The sequence below is a fragment of the Cyanobium sp. ULC065 genome (assembly GCF_977927515.1).
Map to the genome: position 1 here is coordinate 1914121 of NZ_OZ376393.1, position 13708 is coordinate 1927828.

Consider the following 13708-nt stretch of genomic DNA (forward strand, 5'->3'; position numbering starts at 1 on the left):
TTGTCAAGACGATGCATGGCTCGCCACATGCCAGCGGATGCCCACAAGTTTCAAGCCGCCTTCCAAGCCAATCACTCGATCCTCACGCCTGAAGATCGCAACGCCATCCTTGAATTTTCCGACGCACTGCTTCCAACCATCAGCAGCGAAGAGCTGACGAGCAAGCTGAGCGAATTCTTGACACAACACGCAGCGATCAACACAACGCTCTTTCCTCTTTCATCCTCGCCAGCAACGAACACGGAAACACGTCTTGGTGGAGTCAGGCCCCGGCTCAACCCCGAAGAGTTCAAGGCTTCCATTCGCAACATCGTATTGGATTCCCAGCGAGCATCTGACAAGAATGGTGAACCCAAACCAACCCGTTGAGTTTGCCTGCCTTGATCAACTTGTCTTTCAGCTGCACCATGGGCTGGGCAAACCGGTTGACCATGATGGCATTGATAGGCTGTTGGGGGTTGTGCCGGGGCTGTCAGATCAGCACCGCAAGGAGATCATCCGCGAGTTAATCCGTACCTCCAATTCGTCAAGTCGCTTTCACCCAGGCCTCACACCATTGGCACCCGGCGATGGCTTCTACACCTTAGAAACTACTGGGCATTGCCATGCTGAGGTTTTGCAGAAGGTAGAGCCATTCCTCCTGCACGACACGTTCATTCTTGATCTTTCTTCCACCGTTGCGAACAAGCCCGCCTCTTTGCTCAGAGAGTGCCGTTATTCTCTGACGTCTTCGCTCGGGCAATGCACTCTGATCACCATCATCTCTGACGATCCCTCAGAGGCGTTTGCCGCCGCCATGATCGCTGAGGTCCTGGGTATCACCGACCTTGATCTGAGCAGAACTGAAATCCTGCGCGGCTCACCGATCCGGGAGGTTGACGCAGGAACCACGACGCATTACATCTGGATCAAGAGCAAGCAGGATAGCGATGGACGTGAGGTTCAGCACATCCTGAACATGCTCTCTTGCCGTGCAAAGATTGATTTCGTGGTCCAGCAAGCAGCCATCTGCTTTGCCGAGGGGAAACGGCACTACGAAGCAATCGAAAGCCACTTATCCCAGATCTCCGAGCTGAAGATCAGCGAGAATACTCACCTGGCACGGCAGGAACGGATTCAGATTCTTGAAGCTCATCTGGCTGCCTTGCCAGACCATGCGCATCAACTCTCCCGTTGTGAGCGTGACATGGACATCCATCTGCTCACCCTGATCGACAACGTGGCCAATGCCCGCAACAGCATTCCCTTTCTGCTGCTGGAGGGTGACACGTTCATGGGCGGCTTTCTCGATCAAGACTGCCCCATCCATCAGAGGCAGATCGAACACGACCTCAAGGTTCTCTCCCCCGGACGTCGCTACGCAGACCAGGCGATCAATGCGATCCGCACAATCGTGACGCTGGATTCCCAGAAACAGCAACTCGCTCTGGAGGAAGCGGAGAAAGCACGCGAGCAGACTATCCGCAAAACCCTCACCATCGTTGGTTCTGGCCTCACAATCAGTGGCCTGGCGGCCTCCACCCGCCCCAGGCCCACGGAAAAACTCCTTCAGCGGCTCCAGCGGCCTCACCATCAGCCAGCCGCCCCTCCTCCCGAGTTGCTCTGGTTGTCAGACATCGCCATCCACGCCTCCCTCGGCCTGCTGGCGGCCCTCCTGATCTTTTTCATCTGGAGCCTCGGCGGCCGCGTGGGTTCCCAGCTGGGATGGTTTCGTCGAGCTGCTCCTCGCTGAGGTCACCACACACACGTTCCAGCCCTTCTGAGTTGCCCCTGGTGCAAACCAGTTGTTGTTCCCTCTCCGATAGAAGCAGAGGCACTGGAGGCCGCCGGTTTAATCGACACTGACTGTGGTGGCGTGGAGCAATCAGTTCCTGCGGGAGCTGCTCAGCGGCTGTGCTCCTCTGCTGCCCACACAAACACGTTTCATCGTCTCGTGACTAGGCTCAGGCGGGTGTCGAGTCTCCGATGAAGTCATCCTTCTCCTTCCCTTTCACTATCACCCCATCAGCCCAAGTCAAACCCATGCAATGACCTGAAGGCCTGGATTGGTGCCATTAAAGCGATGGGTTGAAGAGCGAATAGCCTCCTCGTCCAGATCGTGCAGAACCGCTGCCCTTTGCTGGCGTTGATCGGCGGCTCAGGGATGGGCGTGACCATGCTGGAGCTGAGGCGGCAGGGGCTGACCCTGATCGTCGAGCAGCACCACGCTTTCCTGCTCATTGGGGTCGGAGCGGGTGACGATGGCGATCGCTGGCTCGGTGGCGCTGAGATTCACCGGTTGATGGGGAAGATCGGCGGGAATGAAGATGAAATCGCCGGCGAGGTTCACCACCCGCTGGCGCAGGCCAGCGCCATAGCGGGTTTCCACCGTTCCTTGCAGCAGGTAGATCGCCGTCTCGTAGTTGCGGTGGAGATGGGCTCGGGCCTTGGCACCGGGCGGGATCACGACGCGGTTGAGCGAGAGCGTGCGCGCCCCGCTATTAGCACCGGAGATGCCCACGAAGCGCCCCAGACCCTGGCGGCTGTCCAGCTGCGTGGCCGGCCGCACCGTGATCACCCCGCCGTCGCCAGGACGGCCGATCACCTCGTCGGTGTAAGCAGGCGACACCTGCGTCAGCAGCCCCAGCCCACACACCAGAGCAAGTGCACGGCCGTCCATCTGCACAGTCACCTCCGCAATCGCTCCAATCTGCCCCAGATCAGATGCAGACTGACATTTTGGTGGTGGTGGCCACGCAGCCAGTTACGCCTGGTGATCCGGCCAAACAAGAGGTGTGGAGAGGCAAGAGCTTCAATGGCTGGAGCATGAGACGTCATCTTTCCTGGCAGAGGGGGATCTCGAGAAGGACGCCACCCCCCGCACCATGAAGCGGCCTGGGCATCGCCAATTCACAGAGTGCTGTTGCAATCGGGATGGCCTCGATCTGCAGCGTGTCCTGGCTGCCAGGATCGAAACAAGCGCCAGCACGACGTCATGCCACTACCCCTGCTGTTGCCAGCGTTGCTGGCTGTGGCGATCACCCCGTGCCCTGCTTCCGCGAAGGCCCAGCTTGATGGCCTCTACCGCTGGCAGGTGGCTCGGCAGGAGCGGCGCGGGCCGATCGAGATCACGAGCCAGCAAAGCCGATTCACCGATGGGCTGTACCAGAAGTTGCGGCGTGCCTATGCCCTCGATCCAGCCAGCGGTCGTTTCGTTGACTTCGATCTGTTCAGCGGCACCCAGGTGTGGACCTTTGGCGCGAAAGTGCTCGGCTGCACCGCTCTTCCCGGCGGAAGGCTGGAAGCACGGGTGGCGGTGCAGGCAGGCGTGCGCAACCGCCCCTCTGAGACGCCGCAGCAGCTGCGCTATCAGCTGGTGCCGGGGCCTGCAGGAACCTGGAAGATTTCCGACATCGTCTATTCCAGTCCGGCTGGGTTCCGCCTCTCCAGCTTCCTGGCCGAGCTGCTTGCACCAACGCCCTGATCGCTGCAGCAACTGTGGGGTTAACAGGGTTTGCCAGGGGTTGGGTGCTGCTCACCGGCGGGCCGCCCGCGGCGGGGGTGATGGCGACGGCCAGCCGCGGCGGGGCGTGGGTAGACGGGCACCTGGTGGTGGGGGTGTTGCCCGATGAAGGGATGGTGACGACAGGCAAAGCACGGCGGAGCTGGATCTGGCCCTGTTCACCGGCATGGGAAAGGCCCGCAACGTGATCAACGTGCTCAGCGCCGATGTGGTGGTGATCTGCGGGAGCGGAGGCCCAGGCACACCCTCAGAAGCCGCCCATGCCCTCAATGCAGGCAGGCCATTGATCCTGCTGGCGGTGCCGCCGCTGTGGCGTGAGTTCTTCTGCTCGCTCAGCAAGGCGGTACAGAGCGCGAGCGATGTGCAGGAGTGCTGTACCAGGCCCTGGTCGGACGAGCAGATCGTCGATGGCTGTCAGGTCTCGGACTCATCCACTGGAGGCGGAAGCTGCCGCTCCACCAGAAGAAACACCAACCAGGCCAGAGAGGCACTGATACCGGCGTTCCAGTCGTTGCGCAGGAGCTCCACGATCGCGATCGTGCTTGCGCCGATGCGAAGCCCCCGGAGCAGAAAGCGGCCCAGTTTCTCAAGGTTGAACGGCATGGGGAGGGAGTGGGGAATCAGGTCGGGGCCAGTCAGGCCGGTGGAGGTAGCTTCGCGATCGCCTGGTGCTACCACAGCTTTAAGGCCACCAGCAGGTCTTGGCTGAGCGAGGCGGAGAACTCGGCCACGGCGCTGGCCTTGAGCGATCAGCTTCTGCGGGAGCATCTCAGCATCTGAGCCCAGCCATACGGAGGGAGTGCCTGCCTGGGTAGGAGGAGCAGGGGGCGCCACCCACATTGGACGTGGGGGTGGTGGTGACGTACTCAGTCGTCAGTGTGCTGGGGTCGAACTCGATCACGGTGCGCACCTTGTCGAGCCCCTGGACCCGGTAGGCCTTGGACACGGTGAGGGTGGAGATCCAGGGGTGGTTCAGGGTGTCATTCAGCTCGAATGGCCGCCCTCCAGGATGCATCTCATAGAGCTTGACGATCCCCTGTTCCAGAACTCGCTGAGGGTCACAGGGCCCATACCCCGTGCGCCCAGCCTGGATGCTTTCAGAGACGCGGGAATGGCCGTCAGGGTTGAAGCGCAGATGGGTCACCATTGGTGCAGCTCAGGACTTGCCCAGCAGAACCTTTCCTAGAACCGCAATCACGCGACCTTCCACCTAGTCGATGCGGCGGAGCAGCCGCGTCTCCAACTGGGTAAGGGCCTCCTCTTCCAGATAGGCGTGGGCGGGGTGGAGCTGCATCACAACCTGCCGGCCGCCCTGCGGATTAGCAGCAACGGTCTGGTGCTGGATGGCGGCCTGGTGGTGCTGGCCAGCGCGGGCACGCCGCTGCGGCTGGGGCGTTACGTCGGCCCTGACGGCGGCCCGCCGGAGAGCGCCGCCTGTGAACCCGATCCGCTGCTGTAGCGGGCCAGGACGCCCTCGACCGAGAGGGGACTGCAGTAAAGGAAGCCTTGAAAGAAGCGCAGGCCGAGGTTCTGCAGCAACACCAGGGTGTCGGGGTTGTCGACCCCTTCCGCCACCAGATCAAGCTCCATGCGGCTGGCCAGGCCGGCGATCATGGTGACGATCTGATTGGCGAAGGGGTTGACGTGCATCGCCGTCACGAATGATTTGTCGATCTTGAGGCCGTTGGGCTTGAGGGTGATGAGCAGGTTGAGCGAGGAATACCCGATGCCGAAGTCGTCGAGGGCCAGGCGCACTCCCTGGTCCTGGAGCAGGCGGATGTTGCCAGCCACGGTGTCGGTGTACTCCAGCACCGAGCGTTCGGTGATCTCCAAAGTGAGGAGGTGGAAGGGGATCCCCTCCCAGGCGAGCAGGCCCAGCAGCCGATCCACAATGTTGGGGTGCGAGAGTTGCGACGGGGTGACGTTGACGGCGAGCTGGAGCTCCGGGCCGAGCTGCTGGCGCAGGCGCACGAAGCCCTCGATCGCAAGGCGCACCAGTTCCTCGCCGAGGATGTCCATTTGGCGGTAGCGCTCCGCCAGGGCGATGAACACCTCCGGTGAAACATCGCCCTGCTGGGGGTGGTGCCAGCGGGCCAAGGCTTCCACGCCGTGGATGGTGTCGGAGCCATCGACGATCGGCTGGAACAGCATGCGCAGCTCACCCTGGCGCAGGGCCCGCATCAGGTCGGAATAGAGGCTGTAGTCGTCGAGCTCGGTGGTGGCGGCGTTGGCTTCGAAGATGGAGATGCGGCTGTGCTTGTGCTGCTTCGCCTGGTACATGGCGATGTCGGAGCGCTTGATGCACGCCTCGATTTCGGTTTCGTCGGGCTCCACCGTGGCGATGCCGATACTGAGGCTGATCTCGATCGAGACCCCTGCCACCTGAAAGGTGTCTTCGAAGGCCTTGGCCACCCGCTGGGCCAACTGGCGGGCCTGGCTGCGCAGGTCGCCGCCGGAGCGGTCGGGACCGGCGTACGGGGCCATGAGGATGGCGAACTCGTCACCGCCGTAGCGGGCGAGGAAATCACCGCCGCGGATCTGATCCTGGAGCCGCTGGGCGGTGATCACCAGGGCGGCATCGCCGGCATCGTGGCCGTAGGTGTCGTTGATGTTCTTGAACTTGTCGACATCCACGAACAGGATCGCGGAGGCCTGGCGGCTGCGGTGGGCCCGCTGCACTTCGATCTGAAGTTGCTCGATGAAGTAGCGACGATTGGGCAGCTGGGTGAGCGAATCGAACAGAGCGAGCGAGCGGGCCGACCGCAGAAAATGCTGAAAGCGGTCCGCCACCTCGGCGAGCCTCAACTCCATGGTCGCCGCATCGTGCTCGGGTAACAGGAGCGAGTCGCTGTCTGGGGCGGTTTCTATTCCGCTGTGGATCAGCCGGGCCAGCACGTGCGTTTCGGAGGGCCCATCGGGGAGGCCCTCGGGCCCCTTCCCCACCCCCTCCAGCAGGGCGTCGAGGTCGCGGCAGGCTCGGCGGATGCGCTGGGCGGCGCGGCGCTCCACCTTGCACTGCTGCACCTTCTGCCGCCGCCGCTCCAGCACCAGGAGGATGCGGAAGACGAGCAGGCCGGCGACAATGGCAAGGATCAGCAGAAGATCGTCGGCCAGGGAGCGGGCCACAATGGGCAGCACCGGTTGGCGGCGCAGGCCGAGCCGCTGGCGATCATTGGAGTGGATTGGCGGTTCCACCAGTTCGACACCGGCGCGGGCGGCCGGGGCGGTGTCGTCCGGAGCCATGAACTGCACGGCCTCACCGAGCTGGCTGAGGCTGCCGCTGAGGCTGGGGCCGTAGTCGGATTTGAGCAGCGGTTCGAACAACACCAGGGCGCCGCGGGCTGGCCGCAGGCTGGCGTTATCGGTGAGAGGCGTGATCACACCCATGTAGAGCTGGCCGTCGTCGCTGGGGCAAGCGAGGCGGCGGAAGCTGTTCAGCGTGACCAGGGCGGGAAGCTGATCGCGGGCGCAGCGGATCAGCTCCTGCGGCACACCGCCACCGACTCCATGGCTGTTGGTGGAGGCCGCATGGCGGCGGCGGTTGCCGCGGCTGTAGGCGAGCAGGGTCTCGCCGCCGGGGCCGAAGATCACCATGCGGGCCTCGCCATCGAACAGGGAGGTGTTGGCCACATCGAGGCTGACGAAGCCGGGATTGCGGCCGGCGGCGAACTCGTAGGCGTCGTCCCAGTGGCCCCAGTCGAAGACGGTGCGCTTGACGCTCAGCAGCGCCGCCATCACCACCTCCAGCTGTTCGCGGCGCTGGGTGTCCTTTTCAATCCTGATGTTGTCACTGCGACGGGCGATCTCGAGGCCGAGCAGCGGGGTGAGCAGCAGCAGGGCGGCCAGGCCGGGCAGGCGGGCTTTGGCCCGGGTGAGCGAGTGCCGCTCGTCTTTCCACCAGGAGTGCAGCAGCGACCACGGGCGCCGCCACTGCCACCGAGAGGGAAGTCGCCGTGGCTTGAGAAGTGCCCCGAGCAGAGGATGCATCCATGCCTTGCCCCTGAGCCAAGGCTAAGGAGGCCGGGCGGTTCGGGCCCGGCCGCTTTTCGCCCTCAGGGTCGGTCGTGCCGCCAGCGATCACCAGCACAGCGGCGAAGTGACCTGGCAGCTTGTCCACCGACAGGCCAGCGGCAACGGCTGACGTGCATATCACCACGTCATAGGCGGCCGGTATGCCGTTGGGATCAGCGGCCAGGCGGGAGGCGTCGTGGTTCGGGTCGTCAATCGTCTCGATGTTCACCCGGAGCACTCGGCTGGCCGGCCAGTGTTTAAGAGCCAGTACCTCCAGAGCCTTGCTCCCGTTCCCCTCGTCCTTCGCAGTGGTGGCGATCCACACGCGGCGGCTTGCCACTCGCCAGCAGCAGCACGCTGCACCATGGCGGCGAGTGTTTCTTCGCTCGGGATCTAAACGGACATCGCGCCAGGAGGTAATGGCTCCCTCAGGTTTCCGCCTACTCACGGAATAGTGGATGGTTTCCATCCCAGCGACGATCTCTTCTCGGGCGGCAGTGGCGAGCACCTGTGCGGCGTGGTTGAGGGTTGCCATGGGGTGAAAAGTCAGACCTACTATTCACAACACCTAATGCTGAGAGGTAGGAGCGTTGCGCAAAAGCAACTCCGGTGCAGTCTTGCGTATAAGCAAATCACTTAGTGGTGTTGCCTTTAAGCAACAAAAGAAGATCCGAACTGGAGGGTGGTCACCACGCCATTGCCAGGCCGGCAAGGGCAGGCAACAGCTCAGCCCTGTGGCCGGTGCGTGTGGGTGATCGGGGCAGGCCAGCAGCACGGGCAGCGGTGCGCAACTGGGCCACCGTCAGGGCCTCCAGCTCGGGCCAGCAAGGCGGCAGCCATGGGCATGGATGCGGCAGTGGCTCGGATGTGGCCTGCTGGTGGGGCTGCTGGAGCTCACTGGCGGCAGATTGCGGCGCTGGCTCGGGTGCATGCTGTTGTGGCTGCCAGCTGGTGAGGCTGAATAGCAAGGCCACCAGCATCAGGGTCAGGAGGGCTTCAGCCACCACCGTCACGGCGAGCAAGCCGAGCTCAACCGGGTGGGCGGGTGTTGATTATGTCGTCATCGTTCCGGGGCGAGGATTGCCCCCGCCGGGCCATCGCTTCCAGGCCAGCGGCGGGGATGATCGCCGGATCGATTCATCCTTCAGGTTGTCGAGGTTCGAGGGGGTGGCGTCTCACCCATGCCGGGTCTCCCTTCAGTGCCTGCCGGGTGATGTGGATGGCTTTTACTGGACAGATTCGGCCCCTGACATCGTTAACCCCGGGCGGGAAGAACAGGGTTTGGTCTCAGTGTAGACCTCATGGGGAGTTTTGCTTCCCAATGCGCTGTGTGGTCTTACATGACCATACCTCCAGAAGAAGCGGGCCAGGCTGATCTCCGCCTCCCAGCCATCGCTGTAGGCACGCAGATACACCTCCTCATACTTGACGGTGCGCCACAGTCTCTCCACCAGGATATTGTCAAAGCACCGCCTCCTTCCTGACCAACTGATCTTGATGTCTTCTGCCTTGAGTCGTTGAACGAAGGCCGATGAGGTGAATTGACAGCCCTGATCGGAATGGAAGATCTGGGGCTTGCGGCCACTGACCAGGGCCATCTCCAGGGCCTCCAGGCAGAACTCCGTGTCAAGGCTGTTGGAGAGTTTCCAGCTGAGCACATGCCGTGAGAACAGATCGACAACGGCCACCAGGTACAGAAAGCCCTTCCGCATCGGAATGTAGGTAATATCCGTCGCCCAGACCTGATCTGGGGCCGTGAGCTGCTGGAGGTCCTCAAGGCAGGGAAAACGCTCGGATGGGCTACCAGGAACTGTCGTCCTTGGTTTCTGATAGATCGCCCGTAAACCCATGCGCTGCATAAGGTTTCGGACACGGTCACGGCTGATCGGGATACCGTCTCTGGCCAGATACTGCACCATCCGACGGTTACCGGAGGTTGGATCCTCCAGGTAACAGGCATCGATCCTGGCCATGATCCGCAGAGTGGACTCATTGACAGGCACGGGCTTGTAATAGAGGGTCGATCGTGCCAATCCGAGGAGTTCGCACTGGCGGCTAACCGTGAGCTCAGGGTGGTGATGATCGACCAGTTTGCGCAGTTCACGGGCGTCAGAGCAGCTGAGACTTTTTTTTCAGCCACTCCAGCTCCATTTGGAGCTTGCCGATCTGCTGGAACAGCTCAGCCTCCTTGGCCTGGCTTTCGTCCTTGGCCTGGGTCTTCTTGCCCCGGGTGAACAGGTCGCTGGCACCCTCCAGCAGCTGCTTCTTCCACTGGCTCACCTGAATCGGGTGCACCGAATGATCAGCGGCAATCTCCTGGAGCGTCTTGCGGCCACTGATCGCCTCCATGGCGACCTTGGCCTTGAACTCGGGGCTATGGGTGCGGCGTTTGCTCATGGGTGGGAGCCCCCTCTCAGGGGCGGTGCCCCGCCTCAGAGGTTAACGATGGACCCTGTCCAGAAAAGCCAGACCATCTCAGGGTGGCCGAGGCCGGTCTTGCAGCAGCGACTAGCTCAGCTGCAGGCATGAACAACCTGGTGGCACTAGACTCCTAAGCTTTTCACTATTGCTGAAAAAAGACACCGACATGATCCGCCATTTCGACCACGTCACCGTTGTCGTGCGTGATCTGGCGGCGGCCCAGCGCTTTTTCGGCCTGCTGGGCTTCGTGGAGGACAAGGCCGTGCTAATCAGCGGGCCACAGTTCGCCGACTACATGGGGGTGGAGGGCATCGAGGCCGACCACGTGACCCTCGTGCTGGCCGGGGCCACGCCGCGGCTGGAGGTGCAGCTGCTGCACTACCACCACCCAGACCCCCTGCCTGAGCTGGCCATGGACAATCTGGCACGGGTGGGCTTCAACCACATCTGCTTCGCCGTCGATGACCTGGAGGCCACGGTGGCCCGGCTGCAGGGCGAGGGTGTGGAGCTGCGCAACGCGGTGATGGAGTTCCACCACCGCAAGCTGGTGTTTCTCCGGGGCCCGGAGGACATCACCGTGGAGCTGGCGGAATGGAAGGGGGAGGCCAGCGCTTAGCTGTGCTTTCCCACCAGGTTGTTCCGGCTGACAAAGGTGTTTGAGGCCGACAGGGCAGGCGGCGTGGCCTCCAGCTGCTGCAGTTGGAGCTCTACAACCTCAATCCTGGCAAGCAGCTCAGGGTCTGCCTTGCCGGGGCCAGCCATGCCTAGGCGACCGCTCAGGACGGCCTCAATCCCCTCCAGCACAAGGGATGTCACGGTGCGTCCGCTGGTCTCGGCATGGCTGCGCAGGCGCTGCAGCAGGGCAGGGTCTGCCTGAATTGCCAGCTGGCTACAGACGCGGGGCATGGCAGGGCAAGACGGGCCTAGACCGGATGATCCCAGCGGCTGGTGAGCAGCGCCAGGGCAAGAGATGAGCAGAAACCCCAAAACGGGAGCAGGGATCTACGTAATGGCCACGGTGCCCGCCCGCCTCCTTTTCGGCTTGTTCCTGTTGTGGCGATCAGACCGGAAGAGCTCGAACGCGCCAGACGGACACAATCAGTGGCTGGACAGCTCTGCCAGATTTCTGGGGCCGGCCTCGCTGCGATCGGTGGCGCCATCACGGTTGGATCTGTCTTGAACGGGGGTGGCCTGGCCGGCTTGCTCGTCGGAGGATCGGCCACAGTTGCCTTGGCTCTGCCAGGTGCCCCCATCGCTGCATTGGGAAGCATTGCCAACAGCCAGAAAGCATCAAGGGAGCTCTTGGCGCTGCACATCAGCGAAAACATTTCCCCGCCAGCAATGGATCTGCCGCTAGAGGGGTGGAATCGCTTAGGGCCTGAGTACGGAGAAACGAGTTACAGCAAGGAGCCAGCGGCGGGGGGCCAGCTGGGCGACACGGGAGCAGCGGACGTCTCCTCAATGCCACCGCCACCACCGCCACCACCGCGCGAGTGAGAACCTTGGCCTAGCCCCCAGCAGCCAGCGAGCGGGCCTGGCCTCAAAGCTCAGCAGCCGTTCCAGCCGATCGCCCCGCATCGCCAGCAATCAGCCGGCGCTCACCTAATCCGCCAGGGCGATCACAGCTGGATTGAGGTGGATGGCTCAACGACAGAGAAAGCGAGGTTGTTGAGATGCATCAACACGGATGGCGACAACCAGAGAAGTAGCTCATAGCATGATATGCGCTCAGGCCGATAGGGGCATGGCAACCCTTACACAAAATCTGTTCACAAATCGCTCCGACGTGGTCGACTCAGATGGCGGCTGGATACTTGCATCAGCCCAGACTGTTAACGCCCGGGCTGGCAATGACTCCATCAGCGGCAGCGGTGAAACCGTCGGCATTCGCAACAGCGGTACAATCAACACCGGCATCGGCGCCGATACAGTCACCGGCAGCGGCGGCGTAGGCTTGGATGGCATTTACAACAGCGGCACGATCAATACCGGCGACGACGCCGATTCCATCACCGGCAACAGCAACAGCGTCGCCATCGCCAACGAGCGCGGCACGATCATTACCGGCGACGGCGATGACACCATCACCGGCATCGGCATCGAAGACGGCTTCATCGGTGCTGGCGGCATTGGCAACAGCGGCACAATCGATACAGGCGCCGGCAACGACAGGATTACAGGTATTGGCGATGTTCAGTTTGGTATCGGCAACAAGGGCACAATCGATACAGGCGCCGGCAACGACAGCATCATCGGCACCAGCGTCTTCCGAAACGGCTTAGCCAACGCACGCGGTAGCAAGATTGATACAGGTCTCGGCAGCGACACCATCACCGGTAGCAATGAAGGCCAAGGTGATGGCATCTCCAACACGGTCGGAGCCACGATCAATACAGGCGAAGGCGACGACATCATGACCGGCAGCACTGAAGGCGGCTACGGCATCATTAACTACTTAGGCACTATCAATACTGGTGCCGGCGATGACATCATCACCGGCACCTCCAGCTTCAACCCCAACGCTCCCTTCAGTGATGGCACTGGCGTCGGTAACGTTGGCATAATCAATACAGGCTCTGGCAATGACACTATCACCGGAAGCAGTCTAAACATCACCGGAGACAACAATGTCGGCATTCAAAACCTCGGCACAATCGATACAGGCACAGGTGCCGACACGGTTGATGCACTTGTTGGTGGTTTTCGTGGAGATGGAACGGTTTCCCTCGGCATCGGAAACGACACCCTCAAGGGCTTCGGAACTGGGAACTTCAAAGGTGGCGACGGGAGAGACCGGATCCTCTTCGGTGAAGGTGAGTACACCATCAGAGGGGGACGGATCACTTCAGATGGCTTGACCATGAATGTGATCGGCTTTGAGTCCATCGGTGGGGCTAATGGTGGACTTTTCGGCTTTACCGATGGCACCCTGACGGTCGACGAATTCGGTGTTGCGACTTTCTTTTGAGTCCTCTTTCCCAGTGGTCCTCTGGGGAGCAACGATGACCGGAGATCCGACCCATGGAACCTAATTCAGCACTCTCAGGTGGCCCTCAATCACCAGAGGTGTCCACCACTGGATCCTTTCCCTCCAGGGCGAGTAGGAAAGTGCCGTGAAATAACCCCAACGCGATCCGATTGCCTGCCATGGCAGCTGCCAGGCCCTCGGTGGCTCTCATGCCACATTGCTCCAGCAGGGTTGACTTCACTGGCGACGCTCCCATGAGGCGGTGGGTTCCCGGAATTCTCCAGACCGCGAGGGAGACAAAGGTACGTGCTTGTAGCCTCACGTTGCCAGCGCGGCCAGCAGCAAGGGCTGGCCCGCTTCTTCTGGAGGTATGGCCATGCAAGACCAAACAGCTCCCTGGGAGGAAAAACTCCCCATGAGGTCTACACTGAGAATAAACCTTATTCCTCTCGCCCGGAGTTAACGATGTCAGGGGCCCAAGCTGTCCAATAAAAGCCATCCACCTCAGTGAATCCAGGCAACATGCCTGTAGCGAGGACGGTGATGACCGGTGATCGGCTCCCCTCTATCAAGGAGGCACCTTCTGAGCGGGCCCAAGATCCTGGCTCGGATCATACGGCGGTGGTGGCGGAGTTTGAGGTTTGAATTGATGTTCAAGATAGCGATTATCTACCACCTCTGTTTGCGGATGTTCTGCGGCTATTCCCTTACTTGGATCAGATTCCAATCCATTTAATCGACCCCCCCCCGGAGCCATGACGCTGATTGCTGTAATCTGGATAAAATCTACAAGATTATCGACGACG

At 61.7% G+C, this 13708-nt stretch carries 14 protein-coding genes and 1 pseudogene; 8 read left to right on the forward strand and 7 right to left on the reverse strand.

The features are described 5' to 3' along the window. Positions 1-27 precede the first annotated feature (27 nt). Positions 28-369 carry a hypothetical protein gene (locus ACXMDP_RS09415; protein ID WP_457766744.1) on the forward strand — a complete coding sequence of 114 codons (342 nt, stop codon included), beginning with the start codon at positions 28-30 and terminating at the stop codon, positions 367-369. Further along, entirely contained in the window at positions 344-1732 is a 1389-nt protein-coding gene (locus ACXMDP_RS09420) for a hypothetical protein (protein WP_259729319.1), read from the forward strand. Before ACXMDP_RS09415 ends, ACXMDP_RS09420 begins: the two co-directional genes overlap by 26 nt. 405 nt (positions 1733-2137) lie before the next feature. Here the strand turns inward: ACXMDP_RS09420 and ACXMDP_RS09425 are convergent, their stop codons facing one another. Then, positions 2138-2671, reverse strand: a complete 534-nt coding sequence (locus ACXMDP_RS09425; RefSeq protein ID WP_457766746.1) for a cupin domain-containing protein — start codon at positions 2669-2671, stop codon at positions 2138-2140. A gap of 303 nt (positions 2672-2974) precedes the next feature. Between ACXMDP_RS09425 and ACXMDP_RS09430 the strand changes: the two genes are divergently transcribed. The 3 genes and pseudogenes from ACXMDP_RS09430 to ACXMDP_RS09440 all read left to right on the forward strand — a co-directional run. Beyond that, a complete protein-coding gene (locus ACXMDP_RS09430; protein ID WP_259729317.1) occupies positions 2975-3463 on the forward strand; it encodes an ABC transporter substrate-binding protein in 489 nt (162 codons plus the stop codon). A 44-nt stretch (positions 3464-3507) separates the two neighbouring features. After that, entirely contained in the window at positions 3508-3690 is a 183-nt protein-coding gene (locus ACXMDP_RS09435; protein ID WP_457766748.1) for a hypothetical protein, read from the forward strand. Beyond that, positions 3669-3755, forward strand: a pseudogene (locus ACXMDP_RS09440) (SLOG cluster 4 domain-containing protein); the annotation flags it as partial. The gene ACXMDP_RS09435 and the pseudogene ACXMDP_RS09440, both read left to right, overlap by 22 nt. A gap of 161 nt (positions 3756-3916) precedes the next feature. On the opposite strand, the gene ACXMDP_RS09445 reads toward ACXMDP_RS09440, so the two are convergent. Both ACXMDP_RS09445 and ACXMDP_RS09450 read right to left on the reverse strand, forming a co-directional pair. Then, positions 3917-4105 carry a hypothetical protein gene (locus ACXMDP_RS09445; protein ID WP_259729316.1) on the reverse strand — a complete coding sequence of 63 codons (189 nt, stop codon included), beginning with the start codon at positions 4103-4105 and terminating at the stop codon, positions 3917-3919. Positions 4106-4271: 166 nt separating this feature from the next. Then, on the reverse strand, positions 4272-4517 hold the full coding sequence (locus tag ACXMDP_RS09450) for a hypothetical protein (protein ID WP_259729315.1): 246 nt from the start codon (positions 4515-4517) through the stop codon (positions 4272-4274). Positions 4518-4775: 258 nt separating this feature from the next. Here ACXMDP_RS09450 and ACXMDP_RS09455 point away from each other — a divergent pair, with 258 nt between their 5' ends. Further along, the gene (locus ACXMDP_RS09455; protein WP_259729314.1) at positions 4776-4961 is read left to right on the forward strand and encodes a hypothetical protein; all 186 of its coding nucleotides are present in this window, start codon (positions 4776-4778) and stop codon (positions 4959-4961) included. Here the strand turns inward: ACXMDP_RS09455 and ACXMDP_RS09460 are convergent. The 3 genes from ACXMDP_RS09460 to ACXMDP_RS09470 form a co-directional block, all read right to left on the reverse strand. After that, the gene (locus tag ACXMDP_RS09460) at positions 4898-7489 is read right to left on the reverse strand and encodes a bifunctional diguanylate cyclase/phosphodiesterase (protein WP_259729313.1); all 2592 of its coding nucleotides are present in this window, start codon (positions 7487-7489) and stop codon (positions 4898-4900) included. The genes ACXMDP_RS09455 and ACXMDP_RS09460 overlap by 64 nt on opposite strands. A 1250-nt stretch (positions 7490-8739) precedes the next feature. Further along, positions 8740-9612: an IS3 family transposase gene (locus ACXMDP_RS09465; protein WP_457767201.1), complete on the reverse strand. Its 873-nt coding sequence runs from the start codon at positions 9610-9612 to the stop codon at positions 8740-8742. A gap of 10 nt (positions 9613-9622) precedes the next feature. Then, on the reverse strand, positions 9623-9910 hold the full coding sequence (locus ACXMDP_RS09470) for a transposase (protein WP_457766750.1): 288 nt from the start codon (positions 9908-9910) through the stop codon (positions 9623-9625). A 190-nt stretch (positions 9911-10100) separates the two neighbouring features. On the opposite strand from ACXMDP_RS09470, the gene ACXMDP_RS09475 reads away from it, so the two are divergent. Continuing rightward, positions 10101-10550 (forward strand): VOC family protein, encoded by a 450-nt coding sequence (locus tag ACXMDP_RS09475; protein WP_457766752.1) that lies wholly within the window; start codon positions 10101-10103, stop codon positions 10548-10550. On the opposite strand, the gene ACXMDP_RS09480 is transcribed toward ACXMDP_RS09475, so the two are convergent. Then, positions 10547-10840: a hypothetical protein gene (locus tag ACXMDP_RS09480; RefSeq protein ID WP_457766753.1), complete on the reverse strand. Its 294-nt coding sequence runs from the start codon at positions 10838-10840 to the stop codon at positions 10547-10549. The two genes, ACXMDP_RS09475 and ACXMDP_RS09480, sit on opposite strands and share 4 nt — an antisense overlap. An 838-nt stretch (positions 10841-11678) precedes the next feature. On the opposite strand from ACXMDP_RS09480, the gene ACXMDP_RS09485 reads away from it, so the two are divergent. Continuing rightward, positions 11679-12902: a hypothetical protein gene (locus ACXMDP_RS09485; protein ID WP_457766754.1), complete on the forward strand. Its 1224-nt coding sequence runs from the start codon at positions 11679-11681 to the stop codon at positions 12900-12902. Positions 12903-13708 lie beyond the last annotated feature (806 nt).

Coding starts and splice junctions, on each gene's coding strand:
- ACXMDP_RS09415 (WP_457766744.1), top strand. CDS start 28: ATGCCAGCGGATGCCCACAAGTTTCAAGCCGCCTTCCAAGCCAATCAC.
- ACXMDP_RS09420 (WP_259729319.1), top strand. CDS start 344: ATGGTGAACCCAAACCAACCCGTTGAGTTTGCCTGCCTTGATCAACTT.
- ACXMDP_RS09430 (WP_259729317.1), top strand. CDS start 2,975: ATGCCACTACCCCTGCTGTTGCCAGCGTTGCTGGCTGTGGCGATCACC.
- ACXMDP_RS09445 (WP_259729316.1), bottom strand. CDS start 4,105: ATGCCGTTCAACCTTGAGAAACTGGGCCGCTTTCTGCTCCGGGGGCTT.
- ACXMDP_RS09450 (WP_259729315.1), bottom strand. CDS start 4,517: ATGCATCCTGGAGGGCGGCCATTCGAGCTGAATGACACCCTGAACCAC.
- ACXMDP_RS09460 (WP_259729313.1), bottom strand. CDS start 7,489: ATGCATCCTCTGCTCGGGGCACTTCTCAAGCCACGGCGACTTCCCTCT.
- ACXMDP_RS09470 (WP_457766750.1), bottom strand. CDS start 9,910: ATGAGCAAACGCCGCACCCATAGCCCCGAGTTCAAGGCCAAGGTCGCC.
- ACXMDP_RS09475 (WP_457766752.1), top strand. CDS start 10,101: ATGATCCGCCATTTCGACCACGTCACCGTTGTCGTGCGTGATCTGGCG.
- ACXMDP_RS09480 (WP_457766753.1), bottom strand. CDS start 10,840: ATGCCCCGCGTCTGTAGCCAGCTGGCAATTCAGGCAGACCCTGCCCTG.
- ACXMDP_RS09485 (WP_457766754.1), top strand. CDS start 11,679: ATGGCAACCCTTACACAAAATCTGTTCACAAATCGCTCCGACGTGGTC.